The following is a 14,608-nucleotide window of genomic DNA, read 5'->3' on the forward strand; positions in this document are numbered from 1 at the left end:
GTAAAGCACACCGTCTTCATCGATGCTTCGGTAACGAACATGTCACGACCCGAACAACTTTTGCCGAAGGACTAGCAAAAGCTGCCGCCGCTGTGTCAGCATGACCGACATGACAACGGACGTCACCGCCTCGGCGCGAACCCTCCGCGCCGGCTTCGTCGGCGCCGGCTTCATGGCCACCGTGCACTCCAGGGCCGCACGGGCCGCCGGGGCCGATCTCACGGGCGGCGCGTCGTCCTCGCCCGAGCGGGCATCCGCCGCGGTCGAGCGGCTCGGCCTCGGCAACGCCTTCCGCTCGGTCGACGAGCTCCTCGCTGATCCCGACATCGACGTGGTGCACGTGTGCACTCCCAATACGACGCACGCCGCGATCGCCGAGGCCGCCCTCGCGGCGGGCAAGCACGTCATCTGCGAGAAGCCGCTGGCCACCACGGTCGCCGATGCCGAGCGCCTCCGCTCGCTCGCCGCCGACCGCGGGCTCGTGGCCGCCGTGCCCTTCGTGTACCGGTTCCACCCGATGGCGCGAGAGGCCAGGGCCAGGGTCGCCGCGGGCGAGACCGGCCGCCTCCTCAGCGTGCACGGCGCCTACCTGCAGGACTGGCTCGCGACCCCGCACGACGACGACTGGCGCGTCGACCGCGCACTCGGCGGCCCGTCTCGCGCGTTCGCCGACATCGGCTCGCACCTCGTCGACCTCGTCGAGTTCGTCGCGGGCGACCGCATCGTGCGCCTGAACTCGACCATCCGCACCGTCTACGATCGGCGCACCACCAACGTCGACATCGCCACCGAAGACCTCGTGGCCGTCGTCGTCGAGCTCGCCTCCGGCGCCGTCGGCACGCTCCTCGTCTCGCAGGTGGCGCCCGGCCGCAAGAACGCCCTCTCGATCGAGCTCTCGGGCACCGACGCGAGCGTGCGCTTCGAGCAGGAGCGGCCCGACCGCCTCTGGGTGGGCCGGGCCGAGGCCTCGACGCTCATCGAGCGCGACCCCGCACGACTCGCCCCCGACGCCGCCCGCCTCTCGCTCGTGCCGGCCGGGCATCCGATGGGCTACCAAGACGCCTTCAACGCCTTCGTCGCCGATGTCTACGCGGCCATCGCCGGTGCGTCGCCCGACGGCCTGCCGGGCTTCGCCGACGGCGCTCGCGCGGTGCGCGTGACCGACGCGGTGCTGAGGTCCGCGGCATCCGGAACCTGGGCGGAGGTGGCCGCATGAGCGCGCAGCACGGGCAGACGGCGGATGCCGCGGCTCGGCCGGTCGCCGAACGCGAGCCCGTGCTCGTGGCCGAGGGCCTCGAGAAGTCGTTCTTCGGCGTCACGGTGCTCCGCGGCGTCGGACTCACGCTGCGACCGGGCGAGGTGCACGGCCTCGTCGGCGAGAACGGCGCGGGCAAGTCGACCTTCATGAAGATCCTCGCGGGCGTCTACGAGCGCGACGCCGGTTCGATCACCCTGGGCGGCAGCGAGGTGCGGTTCTCCCACCCCGTCGAGGCGGCGCACGCGGGCCTCGCCACCGTGTTCCAGGAGTTCAACCTGCTGCCCGAGCGCACGGTCGCGCAGAACGTCTTCCTCGGGCGCGAGCCCAAGCGCCGCGGTCTCGTCGACCGCAAGGCCATGGAACGCGAGACGCGCGAGCTCCTCGCCGAGCTCGGCATCGACGGCATCGACCCCGACGCACCCGTGCGCACGCTCACCGTCGCCGAGCAGCAGATCGTCGAGATCGTGAAGGCGCTCGCGGTCGACGCGCGCGTCATCCAGATGGACGAGCCGACCGCGGCCCTCGCCGACCACGAGGTCGCCCTGCTCTACGCGATCGTGCGCCGGCTCGCCGAGCGCGGCGTCGCGATCCTCTACGTCTCGCACCGCCTCAAGGAGATCTTCGACCTCTGCGACACCATCACCGTGCTGAAGGACGGTGCGCTCGTCTCGACCGGCCCCGCCGCCGAGCTCGACACCGACGAGCTCGTGCGCCGCATGGTCGGGCGACCGATCTCCGCCTACTTCCCCGATGCCGAAGCGGGCACGCTCGTCGGCGAGCCGCGCCTCGTGCTGCGCGGCGCGGGCAACGGGTACGTCGACGGCGTCGACCTCGAACTCAGGGCGGGCGAGATCGTCGGCGTCGCCGGCCTCCAGGGTTCGGGGCGCACCGAACTGCTCGAGGGCATCTTCGGCATCACGCCGTTCACCCGCGGCGAGATGCGGCTCGACGGCCGGGTTGTGCGCATGACGGGCGCCCGGCAGGCCGTGAAGGCCGGGGTCGCGCTCATCACCGAGGACCGCAAGGCGCAGGGCCTCGCCCTCAACCAGTCGGTCGTCGACAACGCGCTGCTCGTCATCCGGTCCGTGTTCTCGCGCCGAACGCGGGAGGTCAGGCGCGAGCTCCCCGGAGTGCTCACCTCGCTCGAGGTCGCCTCGCAGGGCGTCGACCAGGAGGTGCAGTACCTCTCGGGCGGCAACCAGCAGAAGGTCGTGCTCGCCAAGTGGCTCGCCACGAAGCCCGGCGTCGTGCTGCTCGACGAGCCGACCCGCGGCATCGACGTCGGCGCCAAGGTCGCCGTCTACCAGCTCATGCGCCGGCTCGCGAAGGAGGGCGTCGCCATGCTCATGATCTCGTCGGAGCTGCCGGAGGTGATCGGCATGTCCGATCGCATCGTCGTGATGCACGACGGACGCGCCTCGGCGGAGCTCCCCGCGAAGAGCGACGAGGCCACGATCCTCTCGGCGGCGACGGGCACGCTGCGCGTCGACGGCGCGCTGCGGGTCGAGGGAACGCTCCGCGTCGGGGGCCATCCGCGTATCGAGGGCGAGGAGACCCGATGAGCGCCCCCGCCACCCCGACCACGCCGGCCGCACGGCCGCCGGCCACCAAGCGCCGACGCCGCCGCCTCGACTCCAGCCTCATCGTGGGCATCGCGCTCGTCGCCATCATCGTGATCGGTGCGATCCTCGTCGCGAGCGTCGGACGCAACTTCTTCAGCGCCGGCAACATCCGCGACATCCTCACGGGCATGAGCGTGCTCGGGTTCGTCGCGATCGGCCAGACACTCGTCATCCTCTGCGCCTCGCTCGACCTGTCGGTGCCCTACGTGGTGAGCCTCTCGAGCCTCATCGCCGCCGACCTCATGGCCGGCGACCCCGCGAACATCCCCGTCGCCGTGCTCGCCGTGATCGTGACGGCCGCGGTCATCGGACTGGTCAACGGGCTCATCGTCACCAAGCTCAAGGTCAACGGCTTCATCGCCACGCTCGGCACCGGCCTCATCATCAAGGGCTACCTCGACTCCAACTACAAGGGCACGAGCGGCCAGGTGCCGTGGGAGTTCCAGCTCATCGGCGCGACCGGCGTCGGACCCGTGCCGATCTCGACGATCCTGATGCTCGCGGTGGCGCTCGCCGGCGCGTTCTTCCTGGCCCGCACCCGCACCGGCAACCACATGTTCGCGGTCGGCGGCAACGAGCAGGTCGCACGGCTCTCGGGCATCCGCACCGCCCGCCCGGTCATCGTCGCCCACATGCTCTGCTCGATCACCGCCGCGTTCGCGGGCCTGCTGCTCGCGAGCCGACTCGGCGTCGGAAGCCCGACGGTCGGCACTCAGGGCGGCTACGACCTGCTCTCGATCGCCGCGGTCGTGCTCGGCGGCACCCTGCTCATGGGCGGCCGCGGGTCGATCTGGGGCACCGTCGGCGGCGTCGCGATCTTCGCCGTGGTCGACAACGTCATGAGCGTCATGCAGGTGAACCCGTTCCTGAAGGACGTCGTGCGCGGCATCGTCATCGTCGCCGCGGTCGCGGTGTACACGAGCCGTCAGCTCGATCGGCGCCGACCCCGCTTCGGACCCGGCTCCGCGGCATCCGCCCCTCCCTCGACCGCCGCGGGCCCCGCGGCATCCGACACGGCCGCCCGATCGGAGGCGAAGGCATGACCGCCACCACCCAGGCGCAGCCCTCGCTGCTCGACCGCCTCGCGAGCCTCGGCCGCACGCTCGTCAGCCCGCGCGGCGCCGTGTTCCTGCTGCTCATCGTGCTGCTCGTCATGATCGCGGTGCTCAACCCGTCGTTCGCCGAACCGAGCCAGTTCATCCGCTTCATCCAGCGCGTCGCCCCCGTCGCCATCGTCGCGATCGGGCAGTACTTCGTGATCGTCGGCGGCGAGTTCGACCTCTCCATGGGCTCCGTCGTCACCGCGCAGGTCGTGATCGCCGGCAACCTCATCGGCCAGGACGACGCCAAGATCGTGCCGGTGACGATCTTCATGTTCGTGTTCGGCGCGCTCGTCGGCCTCGTCAACGGACTCATCGTCTCGTTCCTCCGGGTGCCGAGCTTCATCGTCACCCTTGGCATGATGCTCGCCCTCCTCGGGGGCGTCCTGTACTGGACGGGCGGCGCGGCGACGGGCAACCCCGCCGACGCGTTCCGCGAGGTCGGGCGCGGCGGCATCCGCAACCTGCCGGTCATCGACATCCTGCCGTGGGCGGTCGTGGTGCTCGCGGTCGTGCTCGCCCTCGCGATCTGGTTCGCTCGGCGGCCGTTCGGGCGCACCATCATCGCGCTCGGCGACAACGCGACGACCGTGCGCTACGCCGGCGCCCGCAACTGGTGGGTGAAGACCTCGACGTTCATCATCTCCTCGCTCTCGGCGACGGTCGCCGGCATCCTGCTCGTCGGCTATGCGGGCGTGCACCCGAGCGTCGGCCGCGGCTACGAGTTCACCGCGATCACCGCGGTCGTGCTCGGCGGCGTCGTGCTCGGCGGAGGCCGGGGCTGGGTCGTCGCGGCCGCGGCCGGAGCCTTCGCCCTCGAGGCGCTGTTCACGCTGCTGAACTTCGCGGGCGTGCCCTCGACCTACCGCGATGCCGTCCAGGGCGCCATCATCATCCTCGCCGTGGCCTATGCCGCCACGACCGTCAGGGCCCGCCGTCGCGGCCGCGCCCTCGAGACTCCGGCGGCCCTCGAGCCGACCGGCCGGACCCCACCCGGCACCGCCCCGGTGGACCAGACTTCGCCCGCACCACCCGTGGCGAAGGAGCCCGATCCCACCGAGGTTTCGGCTCGCCCTGCACCCATTCCCTCGACGCAGAGGGCTGACAACGAAACCAAGGGAGGTTCGTGATGCGACGCAGGATCACCGTGGTATCAGCCATGGTCGGCGCTCTCGCGCTGTTCACGCTCGCCGGATGTACCACCGACCCCAATGTGGCCGCACCGCCGTCGGACGACGACACCGCTGCCACGGAGGAATCGGTCGAGTGGTTCGACCAGGAGCTCTTCGACAAGCAGGACGCCGAGCGCGACGTCGTGCCCGAAGGACCGGAGGGCCAGCCATGGCTCCAGCACATCAACGCCGAGATGATCGACACGACCGAGTTCAAGAGCGACGGCGCGAAGAAGGCGTGCTTCGCGAACGCGTCGATCTCCAACCCGTGGCGCACGACCGGCTGGATCACCATGAACCAGCAGCTCGAGGTGCTGCAGGACGCGGGCGCCATCTCCGAGATGGAGACCCGCGACGCGCAGGACTCCGATGACACGCAGATCGCCGACATCGACTACTTCATCACCGACGGCGACTGCGACATCTTCCTCATCTCGCCGAACTCGACGGCGGCCATGACGCCGGCGGTCGAGCGTGCCTGCGACACCGGCAAGCCCGTCGTGGTCTTCGACCGCGGCGTGCAGACCGACTGCCCGGTCACGTTCATCCACCCCATCGGCGGATTCGCGTGGGGCATCGACACGGCCGAGTTCCTCATCGACGAGCTCGAAGAGGGCGACAAGGTCGTGGCGCTGCGCATCCTCCCGGGCGTCGACGTGCTCGAACAGCGCTGGGCCGCGGCCGAGAAGCTGTTCGACGAGGCCGGCATCGAGGCGGTCGACTACTTCACCGGAGCCGACCCGACCGAGATCAAGAAGATCATCTCCGACGAGCTCGCCAAGGGCGACGTCAAGGGCATCTGGATGGATGCCGGCGACGGCGCGGTCGCGGCCATCGAGGCGTTCGAGGACGCCGGCGTCGACTACCCCGTCATGACGGGTGAAGACGAGATGAGCTTCCTGCGCAAGTGGAAGGACACCGGGCTCACGGGTCTCGCACCCGTGTACTCGAACTTCCAGTGGCGCACGCCGCTCCTCGCCGCCCAGAAGATCTTCGCGGGCGAAGAGGTCCCGAGCGAGTGGGTGCTCCCGCAGAGCCCCATCACCGCGGAGGAGGTCGACGAGTACCTCGCGCTGAACGAGAACATGCCCGACGGCCACTACGCGAAGTTCGGCGGCGAGGACCTGCCCGGCTACCCGCAGGTCTGGGAGGACCGGATCATCCCGTGACCGGGATCGACCTGGACGACTAGCCCGAGAGGGTGACGACCGCCGGTCGAGTGGGCCCGCCGGGGCCGTATCGAGACCTGACACACTGGTCTCGACACGCGGCTCCGCCGCTACTCGACCGGCGAACCCGTCTGCAAGGAGGCAGCATGCGCCGCACCATCGGCGTCAACACCTGGGTCTGGACCTCTCCGCTCGACGACGCCTCGCTCCGCGAGATCGCGGCGAAGGCGGCGGGCATGGGGTTCGGCGCCATCGAGCTCCCGGTCGAGCAGCCGGGGGACTGGTCTCCGGATGCCGCGGCCGACGTGCTCGCCGAGCACGCGCTCGCCCCCGTGGTCATCGGGGCCATGGGACCCGGACGCAACCTCATCGCCGCGCCCGGCTCCGAGGTCGTCGCGACGCAGAACTACCTCGTGCACTGCATCGGCGTCGCCGAGCGCCTCGGCGCCCCGGTCGTCGCCGGTCCGTTCACCGCGGCCACCGGGCGCACCTGGCGCATGGACGCCGAGGAGCGGGCCGAGCGCACCCGCGAGCTTCGCGCGAGCCTCGCCCCGGTCGTGCGCGCGGCCGAGCGCGGCGGCATCCGCCTCGCGATCGAGCCGCTGAACCGCTACGAGACGAGCCTCGTCAACACCGTCGAGCAGGCGCTCGAGGTGCTGGGGCCGCTGCTCGGGCCGGGCCTCGGACTCGCGCTCGACAGCTACCACCTGAACATCGAGGAGAAGCACATCGGCGACGCCGTGCGCGCGGCAGGGGAACACCTCGCGTACGTGCAGGTGTGCGGCAACGACCGGGGGGCCGTCGGCGACGACCACTTCGACTGGCCGGCCTTCCTCGACGCGCTCGACGACGTCGGCTACGACGGTGCGCTCGGGCTCGAGTCGTTCACCGGCGAGAACGACACCATCGCGGTGGCGGCTTCGGTGTGGCGGCCGCTCGCACCGTCGCAGGACGCGCTCGCCGAGCGCAGCATCCGCTATCTCGAAGCACTGCAGAACGAAAGGGAACACGGGGAATCACGATGACGGATGCCACGACGAGCCGCTCCGGCGGCCACCCGATCACGCTCTTCACGGGCCAGTGGGCCGACCTCCCGTTCGAGGAGGTCGCACGTCTCGCCGCCGGGTGGGGATACGACGGGCTCGAGATCGCCTGCTCCGGCGACCACCTCGACCTGAAGCTCGCCGACGAGGAGCCCGGCTACCTCGAGGAGCGGCGCGAGATCCTGAAGCGGCACGGCCTCGAAGTGTACGCGATCTCGAACCACCTCGCGGGGCAGGCGGTGTGCGATGCGCCCATCGACTTCCGGCACGAGGCGATCGTGCGCCCGTACGTCTGGGGCGACGGCGATGCCGAGGGCGTGCGGCAGCGGGCCGCCGCCGACATGCAGCGCTCGGCGCGCGTGGCGCGCAAGCTCGGCGTCGACACCGTGGTGGGCTTCACCGGCTCGTCGATCTGGCCGTACGTGGCGATGTTCCCTCCGGTGCCGGCGTCGGTCATCGAGGGCGGGTTCGAGGACTTCGCGAACCGCTGGAACCCGATCCTCGACGTCTTCGACGCCGAGGGCGTGCGGTTCGCGCACGAGGTGCACCCGAGCGAGATCGCCTACGACTACTGGAGCTCGGTGCGCGCCCTCGAGGCGATCGGGCACCGCGAGGCGTTCGGCTTCAACTGGGACCCGTCGCACATGATGTGGCAGAACATCGACCCGGTCGCGTTCATCGTCGAGTTCGCGGACCGCATCTACCACGTCGACTGCAAGGACACGCGCATGCGGCCGCAGAACGGTCGCGCGGGCGTGCTCGGCTCGCACCTGCCATGGGGCGACCCGCGCCGGGGCTGGGACTTCGTCTCGACCGGGCACGGCGACGTGCCGTGGGAGGACGCCTTCCGCGCGCTCGACGCGATCGGCTACACCGGGCCGATCTCGGTCGAGTGGGAGGACGCCGGCATGGATCGCCTGCACGGGGCGGGGGAGGCCGTCGGCTACATCCGCTCGCTCCTGTGGCCCAAGCCGACGGCGTCGTTCGACGCGGCGTTCTCGAACCAGTAGCGCGCTACCGGCGCGGCAGCGCGAGGATGCGCTCGAACGCGGCGTCCGCCTCGGCGTCGATGCGCTGCAGTGACGGCGTCGCATCGATGAAGTCGACGATCTCGCGGGCGCCCTCGTCGAAGGTGATCGTCGTCGCGAACTCCGGCACGAGGGCCTTCACCTTCGCGTTGTCGAACACCATCGAGTTCGCCTTGTCGCCGATGAGGCCCGGGCCCCACTCGGGGTGCACCGCCGCGATCGTCTCGGAGGCCACGTGCACGAGCTCGGGCTCCGCGACCCCGGCGGCGTCGGCGAGCCACCCGTAGATCTGGTTCCAGGTGGGGGCGTGGTCTCCCGTGATGTGGAACGCGTCGCCGATCGCGAACGGATTGCCCAGGAGGCCGACGAACGCGACCGCGAAGTCGCGGTGGTGCGTGATGGTCCAGAGGCTCGTGCCGTCGCCGTGCACGAGCACGGGCTTGCCGACGCGCATGCGGGCGAGGTCGGTGTACCCGGCGAGCGTCGGCAGCAGGGTGCGGTCGTAGGTGTGCGACGGACGCACGATCGTCGCCGGGAACCGGCGTTCGCGAACGGCCTCGACGAGCAGGTCCTCGCAGGCGATCTTGTCGCGCGAGTACTGCCATTCGGGGTTCACGAGCGGCGTCGACTCGGTCACGGGCAGGCGGCTCGGCGGCGTCTGGTACGCCGAGGCGCTGCTGATGAAGACGTACTGCCCGACGCGCCCCTCGAACAGCTCGAGGTCGGTGCGCACATGCTCGGGGGTGAACGCGAGGAACTCGCAGACGACGTCGAACTCGAGCGGGCTCGCGGTGTCGCGTCCGAGCGCGGCGCGCACCGCGTCGGGCTCGCGGATGTCGGCGGTGATCGACCGCACGCCGGCCGGCAGCGGCCGCAGCGTCGACGAGGTCCCGCGGTTCAGCACGGTCACCTCGTGCCCGAGGTCGACCGCCCTGGCCACGCAGGCCGAGCTGATGACGCCACTGCCGCCGATGAAGAGGATGCGCTTGCTGCTCATCCCTCGATGCTGTCAGGCCCGAGCGGATGTCGCGACCCCGCGCCGTGCGTCCGGCTCAGTTCACCCGGACCAGCCGTCGTTGCCAGCCGCTCGAGCCGTCGGGGGCGATCGGCGCACGTTCCTCGATCTGCAGGTTGCCGTCGCGGTCGGTGGCGCGCACGGTGACGTTGTGGTTGCCGCTCGTGGCCTCCCACTCGAGGAACCACTGCACCCAGGTGTCGGCGTTCACGGGGTTCGAGAGCGTCGCCCGCTGCCAGGCGGCGTCGTCGATCTTGACCTCGACGTGGTCGATGCCCACGGTCTGCGCCCACGCCACACCCGCGATGACGGTCGTGCCGGTGTCGATCGCCTTCTCGAGGCGAGGCGTGTCGATGCGCGACGAGAGCTTGATCGGCGCCTTCGCGCTGTAGCCGCGCGGGGTCCAGTACGCCTCGTCGGCGTCGAAGCGCGTGACCTTCAGTTCGGTGAGCCACTTCGTCGCCGAGACGTACCCGTAGAGGCCCGGCACGACCATGCGCACCGGGAAGCCGTGCTCGAGGGGCAGCGGCTCGCCGTTCATCGCGACCGCGAGGATCGCGTCGAGCCCGTCGTCGGTGAGCGAGGCGAGCGGCGTCGACGCCGTGAACCCGTCGATGCTGCGCGAGAGCACCATGTCGGCGTCGGCCGCGGGCCGCGCCCTCGCGAGCACGTCGCGCACCGGCACGCCGAGCCATTTCGCGGTGCCGAGCAGGTCGCCTCCGACCTCGTTCGAGACGCAGGTGAGCGTGATCGAGTACTCGTCGAGCCCCATCGCGACGAGGTCGTCGAAGCCCAGTTCCACGCGCTCGCCGACCAGGCCGTCGACCACGAGCCGCCACGTTCCCGGATCGATGGACGGCACCGTCAGCGCGGTGTCGACCCGGTAGAAGTCGGCGTTCGGCGTGTACAGCGGCGTGATGCCGGGGATGTCGAGTTCGGCGCCCTCTGGGATCGTCACGGTCGAGTTCGGGGCGGGCAGCTTCAGCGCCCTGCGGATCGCCGCGATCGAGCTCGTCGCGGCTCCGGCCACGCGTGAGCCGACCCCCACGACGAGTGCGGATGCCGCGGCGATGCCGGCGAGCACGAAGAACCCGCGACGGTCGACGGATGCCTCTGGCCGGCCGCGCTTCGCCCGTTCGCCGGGATCGGGGGGAGCGGAGCCGGCGTCGCCCGCGGTGATGCCGTTCGCCGTGATGCCGCCCGCCGCGTCGGCGGTCGCCACGGCGGACGCGGTCGCCACGGCGGACGCGCCGTCGTGCCACGCCCGGAGCCGCCGCACGAGCAACTGCAGCACGAGGATGCCGGCCGCGGTGCCGACGAGGGGCGGAGCCCAGGCGAACGCCGTCGCCCCGGTGCGCGTGACGATGGCCGCGAGCGAGAGCGCGCCGGCCAGACCGAGCGCGACGGCACCGAGCGGCGGACGCAGGAACTGCAGCACGCCCGAGACGCCTGCGGCCACGAGCACCGCGAGCCCGAGCCCGCCGAGCAGCGCGAGCTTGTCGTTCGCGCCGAACAGCTCGATCGCGAGCTCTTTGGCCCACTGCGGCACGATGTCGATGACGAACGAGCCGACGGCGAGGATCGGGCTGCCGTCGCGCGCCACGAGGAACGCGACGAGCTCGGCCGCCGCGAGGAACACGCCCGCGCTGACGACGCCCGCGAGCGCGGCGAGCGACCACCAGCGCAGGCGCGACCCGCCGGCGCGGCCCGCGTATTCACCCTCGTCGTCGTTCGCTCGGACGGGTTGCTGCGCGGCGTGCTGCATGTCGGCCTCCATCGGGCGGGCACGATCTCCCGCTGGAGGTGGTTCGACACGGCCGCGCCGGTGGATTGGGCCGGGAGACGGGTTCGGCCGGCTCGTTGGCCCGCCGCGCTCAGGCGGGGATGACCGCGACCGCGCTCACCTCGACGAGGAACTCGGGGTTGGCCAGCGACGCGACCTGGTTCACCTGCACGGCGGTCGCGTGCCGGCCCCAGACCTGCGCCGAGGCGGCGAAGCCCTCGTTCGCGTCGGCGCCGCCGGCGAGCGTGATGGTCATCGAGACGACGTTGGTCTGGTCGGCTCCGGCCTCGGCGAGCACCGCGAGCACGTTCTCGAGCGCCTTCACGGTCTGGGGGCCGAGTCCGCCCTCGACCACGCTGCCGTCGGCGTTGCGGCCGTTCTGGCCGCCGACGTAGAGCGTGCTGTGGGCTCCGCTGACGAGGACGCCTTGGCTGAATGCCGGACTGGAATGCATCGTGGCGGGGTTGATGTGCGTGATCTCCATCACTCCGGTCTACGCCTGCCCACCGACATTCGTCGACCCCGTTGCATCCGCAGGCTCGGCGGATTTCGTCGGCTCCCGAGGCATCCGAACCTGTGACTTCTCGGCGTCGGCTTGCCCATCAGGTAAGCCTTACCTAAACTGAAGGCGTGCAAGCCTTCCCCCGCCTCCAGCCGGTCGTTCCCGGCGCCGCCCCAACGGCGAGGAGCGACAGATGGTGAGCCGCATGCGGCCGCGCTCGCAGCCGGGCCCGGTCATGCTGTTCGCCGGCGATGCCGGCGACGTGACCTCGATCCGCTCGCGCCTCGCCGACTGCCCCGCGAACGCCACGGGCATCGCGATCATCGAGGTGTTCAACACCGTGCAGATCGTGCACCTCGAGGCGCCGGCCGGCATCGCCGTGCACTGGGTCTTCCGCGAGAACCGCCGTGGCACGCTCGTGCCGCGCGGCGAGGCGCTCGTGACCGCCGTCGACGCCTGGCTCGACGAGTGGATGCGCCCCGAGGGCGGCGCAGAGGTCGTCATCTGGCTCGGCGCCCGCAGCTCGACGCTCGTCAACACCTTCGCGCATGCGCTCGAGCGCGAGCTCGCCGCCATCCGCTGACCGAGTTCGCGAAGGCTGGGCAGTCGGTGCGAATCGGCACTGCGGCGTGAGCGTGGTCCGTGGTCTCAGTGCAGGTTCCGCGCGGAGACGTCGCTGTGCCGCCGAATCCAATGCATTCGTACGCGGGGGAGCGGTTGGTTCCGCGTGAAGATGGCACATTCCGCGAAACTTGGCATCTAGATGGCAGATGGGCCGTCTATCGCGGATTCCTGTGTCGTTCGCGAGTTGCAGTACAGCGGCGAGGTGGTTTCGACGCACACTGAACTCAGGTACGTGAATGCTCAGAGCTGTGCGAGGCGTTCGAGGAATTCGTCGGCCATCTCGAGCTGTTGCCGAAGCCTCTCGCGGCGGGCGCGCGCGTCGGTGACGAATCGCTGGAAGATCTCTTCCGCTTCCGCGGTGTCGACGGTCGCGTCTTCGGCGGAGCGGGCGTCGATGATACGGAGTAGTTCGGCCATCTCGTCGAGTGAGAAGCCGAGCGGCTTCATCCGCCGGATGACGAGCAGACGCTCCAGGTCGCTGCCGGTGTAGAGCCGAAAGCCTCCCTCACTTCGACCAGTGGGCTTGAGCAGGCCGATCTCGTCGTAGTGGCGGATCGTCCGCAGGGAGAGTCCGGTCCGGTCGGCGAGCTCACCGATGTGCATGGTGGCGTCGGTCGTGGTCACGGTCATCTCCTCGATTCCCAAACCTACCCTAACGTTAGGGTAGAGTTCCTGAGTCGGCCGACAACGTCGGCCCTGGCGCAATGGGGCGCTCGCATCCTGACTTTATCCGCGGCTTGCTGGAAGCCCCCCGCCCTCTTGGAGTAACCCATGGCCATCCGTCAGCGTTCTGACGCGCCCGATCGATACAAGGCCGATCCGTCGGTCCTCACCGCGCTACGCACCCCGCGCATCCTGACCCGTGAGGTCCTCGCCGGGCTCGTCGTCGCCCTCGCCCTGATCCCGGAGGCCATCTCGTTCTCGATCCTCGCCGGCGTGGACCCGCGGGTGGGCTTGTTCTCCTCGTTCGTGATGGCGGTGTCGATCGCGTTCCTCGGTGGCCGCCCGGCCATGATCACCGCCGCGACTGGCGCCGTCGCCTTGGTCATCGCCCCTGTGGCCCGCGACTACGGCATGGACTATTTCATCGCCACGGTCATCCTCGCGGGCATCTTCCAGCTCCTGATGGGCGTGCTCGGCGTCGCGAAACTGATGCGCTTCATCCCGCGCAGCGTCATGGTCGGCTTCGTCAACGCACTCGCGATCCTGATCCTCACCGCTCAACTGCCGCATCTGATCGGCGTACCGTGGCTGGTCTACCCGCTGGTCGCAGCAGGCATCCTGATCATGGTGTTCATGCCCAGGCTCACGAAGGTGATCCCGGCACCGTTGGTCGCGATCATCCTCATCACGGTCGCCGTCGTCGTCACCGGGCTGAACGTGCCCACGGTCGGTGATCAGGGCGAGCTGCCCGAGAGCCTGCCCGAACTGTTCATCCCGAACGTCCCGCTCACCTGGGACACCTTCGCGATCATCGCGCCGTACGCGCTCGCAATGGCCCTCGTCGGCCTGCTCGAGTCGCTGATGACCGCCAAGCTCGTCGACGACGTCACCGACACCCACTCCCACAAGACCCGCGAAGCCTTGGGGCAGGGCGCCGCGAACGTGCTCTCCGGGCTGTTCGGCGGCATGGGAGGCTGCGCGATGATCGGCCAGACGATGATCAACGTGAAGGCGTCCGGCGCCCGCACCCGCATTTCCACGTTCCTCGCCGGCGTGTTCCTGCTGATCCTCGTGCTCGTGCTCGGCGACGTGGTCTCGATCATCCCGATGGCCGCACTCGTGGCCGTGATGATCATGGTCTCCGTCGCGACCTTCGACTGGCATTCCATCCGCTGGTCCACACTGAAGCGGATGCCGGCATCCGAGACGATCGTGATGGTCGCAACGGTCGCCGTGGTGGTCGCCACACACAACCTCGCGATCGGCGTCATCGTCGGCGTCATCGTCGCGATGATCGCGTTCGCCCGCCGCGTCGCGCACTTCGCCAGCGTCGAACGAACGCTCGCACTGGATGAACCGGTGCCGTCGGCCTACTACACCGTGAACGGGGAGCTCTTCTTCGCGTCCAGCAACGACCTGACCACCCAGTTCGAATACGCCGAGGACCCCGACCGGGTCGTGATCGACATGTCCGGATCCCACATCTGGGACGCCTCGACCGTCGCCGCGCTCGACGCGATCACCACGAAATATGAACACCACGGCAAACGCGCCGTCATCGTCGGCATGAACGAGGCCAGCACCAACCTGCACACCCGCCTCGCCGGCAACCTCGGCGCCGGCCACTAG

General features: G+C 70.1%; 13 protein-coding genes. 9 read left to right on the forward strand and 4 right to left on the reverse strand.

Features of this window, described 5'->3' with window-relative positions; all coding sequences use genetic code 11:
* Window positions 1-109: 109 nt before the first annotated feature.
* From AC3IPY_RS03200 to AC3IPY_RS03230, 7 genes are all read left to right on the forward strand, one after another.
* Entirely contained in the window at window positions 110-1,216 is a 1,107-nt protein-coding gene (locus tag AC3IPY_RS03200; protein ID WP_489186626.1) for a Gfo/Idh/MocA family protein, read from the forward strand.
* Window positions 1,213-2,820: a sugar ABC transporter ATP-binding protein gene (locus AC3IPY_RS03205; RefSeq protein WP_489186628.1), complete on the forward strand. Its 1,608-nt coding sequence runs from the start codon at window positions 1,213-1,215 to the stop codon at window positions 2,818-2,820. Before AC3IPY_RS03200 ends, AC3IPY_RS03205 begins: the two co-directional genes overlap by 4 nt.
* A complete protein-coding gene (locus AC3IPY_RS03210; protein ID WP_489186630.1) occupies window positions 2,817-3,923 on the forward strand; it encodes an ABC transporter permease in 1,107 nt (368 codons plus the stop codon). Before AC3IPY_RS03205 ends, AC3IPY_RS03210 begins: the two co-directional genes overlap by 4 nt.
* On the forward strand, window positions 3,920-5,110 hold the full coding sequence (locus AC3IPY_RS03215) for an ABC transporter permease (RefSeq protein WP_489186632.1): 1,191 nt from the start codon (window positions 3,920-3,922) through the stop codon (window positions 5,108-5,110). Before AC3IPY_RS03210 ends, AC3IPY_RS03215 begins: the two co-directional genes overlap by 4 nt.
* Window positions 5,110-6,321: a substrate-binding domain-containing protein gene (locus AC3IPY_RS03220; RefSeq protein WP_489186634.1), complete on the forward strand. Its 1,212-nt coding sequence runs from the start codon at window positions 5,110-5,112 to the stop codon at window positions 6,319-6,321. The genes AC3IPY_RS03215 and AC3IPY_RS03220 overlap by 1 nt, the downstream gene beginning before the upstream one ends.
* Window positions 6,322-6,467: 146 nt before the next feature.
* Window positions 6,468-7,346, forward strand: coding sequence for a sugar phosphate isomerase/epimerase family protein (locus AC3IPY_RS03225; RefSeq protein ID WP_489186635.1), 879 nt, complete (start codon window positions 6,468-6,470; stop codon window positions 7,344-7,346).
* A complete protein-coding gene (locus AC3IPY_RS03230; RefSeq protein ID WP_489186637.1) occupies window positions 7,343-8,374 on the forward strand; it encodes a sugar phosphate isomerase/epimerase family protein in 1,032 nt (343 codons plus the stop codon). Before AC3IPY_RS03225 ends, AC3IPY_RS03230 begins: the two co-directional genes overlap by 4 nt.
* Window positions 8,375-8,378: 4 nt before the next feature.
* On the opposite strand, the gene AC3IPY_RS03235 is transcribed toward AC3IPY_RS03230, so the two are convergent.
* From AC3IPY_RS03235 to AC3IPY_RS03245, 3 genes are all read right to left on the reverse strand, one after another.
* Window positions 8,379-9,389 (reverse strand): SDR family oxidoreductase, encoded by a 1,011-nt coding sequence (locus AC3IPY_RS03235; RefSeq protein WP_489186638.1) that lies wholly within the window; start codon window positions 9,387-9,389, stop codon window positions 8,379-8,381.
* A 55-nt stretch (window positions 9,390-9,444) separates the two neighbouring features.
* Window positions 9,445-11,172: a molybdopterin-dependent oxidoreductase gene (locus AC3IPY_RS03240; protein ID WP_489186640.1), complete on the reverse strand. Its 1,728-nt coding sequence runs from the start codon at window positions 11,170-11,172 to the stop codon at window positions 9,445-9,447.
* Between the two features lie 109 nt (window positions 11,173-11,281).
* Window positions 11,282-11,674 (reverse strand): RidA family protein, encoded by a 393-nt coding sequence (locus tag AC3IPY_RS03245; RefSeq protein ID WP_489186642.1) that lies wholly within the window; start codon window positions 11,672-11,674, stop codon window positions 11,282-11,284.
* Between the two features lie 211 nt (window positions 11,675-11,885).
* On the opposite strand from AC3IPY_RS03245, the gene AC3IPY_RS03250 reads away from it, so the two are divergent.
* Window positions 11,886-12,275, forward strand: coding sequence for an SIP domain-containing protein (locus AC3IPY_RS03250; protein WP_489186644.1), 390 nt, complete (start codon window positions 11,886-11,888; stop codon window positions 12,273-12,275).
* Window positions 12,276-12,556: 281 nt separating this feature from the next.
* Here the strand turns inward: AC3IPY_RS03250 and AC3IPY_RS03255 are convergent, their stop codons facing one another.
* Window positions 12,557-12,946: a MerR family transcriptional regulator gene (locus AC3IPY_RS03255; RefSeq protein WP_489186646.1), complete on the reverse strand. Its 390-nt coding sequence runs from the start codon at window positions 12,944-12,946 to the stop codon at window positions 12,557-12,559.
* 141 nt (window positions 12,947-13,087) lie between these two features.
* Here AC3IPY_RS03255 and AC3IPY_RS03260 point away from each other — a divergent pair, with 141 nt between their 5' ends.
* Window positions 13,088-14,608 carry a SulP family inorganic anion transporter gene (locus tag AC3IPY_RS03260; protein WP_489186647.1) on the forward strand — a complete coding sequence of 507 codons (1,521 nt, stop codon included), beginning with the start codon at window positions 13,088-13,090 and terminating at the stop codon, window positions 14,606-14,608.

The sequence above is a fragment of the Agromyces sp. GL_144 genome (assembly GCF_057834305.1).

Coding starts and splice junctions, on each gene's coding strand:
- AC3IPY_RS03200 (WP_489186626.1), top strand. CDS start 110: ATGACAACGGACGTCACCGCCTCGGCGCGAACCCTCCGCGCCGGCTTC.
- AC3IPY_RS03205 (WP_489186628.1), top strand. CDS start 1,213: ATGAGCGCGCAGCACGGGCAGACGGCGGATGCCGCGGCTCGGCCGGTC.
- AC3IPY_RS03210 (WP_489186630.1), top strand. CDS start 2,817: ATGAGCGCCCCCGCCACCCCGACCACGCCGGCCGCACGGCCGCCGGCC.
- AC3IPY_RS03215 (WP_489186632.1), top strand. CDS start 3,920: ATGACCGCCACCACCCAGGCGCAGCCCTCGCTGCTCGACCGCCTCGCG.
- AC3IPY_RS03220 (WP_489186634.1), top strand. CDS start 5,110: ATGCGACGCAGGATCACCGTGGTATCAGCCATGGTCGGCGCTCTCGCG.
- AC3IPY_RS03225 (WP_489186635.1), top strand. CDS start 6,468: ATGCGCCGCACCATCGGCGTCAACACCTGGGTCTGGACCTCTCCGCTC.
- AC3IPY_RS03230 (WP_489186637.1), top strand. CDS start 7,343: ATGACGGATGCCACGACGAGCCGCTCCGGCGGCCACCCGATCACGCTC.
- AC3IPY_RS03235 (WP_489186638.1), bottom strand. CDS start 9,389: ATGAGCAGCAAGCGCATCCTCTTCATCGGCGGCAGTGGCGTCATCAGC.
- AC3IPY_RS03240 (WP_489186640.1), bottom strand. CDS start 11,172: ATGCAGCACGCCGCGCAGCAACCCGTCCGAGCGAACGACGACGAGGGT.
- AC3IPY_RS03245 (WP_489186642.1), bottom strand. CDS start 11,674: ATGGAGATCACGCACATCAACCCCGCCACGATGCATTCCAGTCCGGCA.
- AC3IPY_RS03250 (WP_489186644.1), top strand. CDS start 11,886: ATGGTGAGCCGCATGCGGCCGCGCTCGCAGCCGGGCCCGGTCATGCTG.
- AC3IPY_RS03255 (WP_489186646.1), bottom strand. CDS start 12,946: ATGACCGTGACCACGACCGACGCCACCATGCACATCGGTGAGCTCGCC.
- AC3IPY_RS03260 (WP_489186647.1), top strand. CDS start 13,088: ATGGCCATCCGTCAGCGTTCTGACGCGCCCGATCGATACAAGGCCGAT.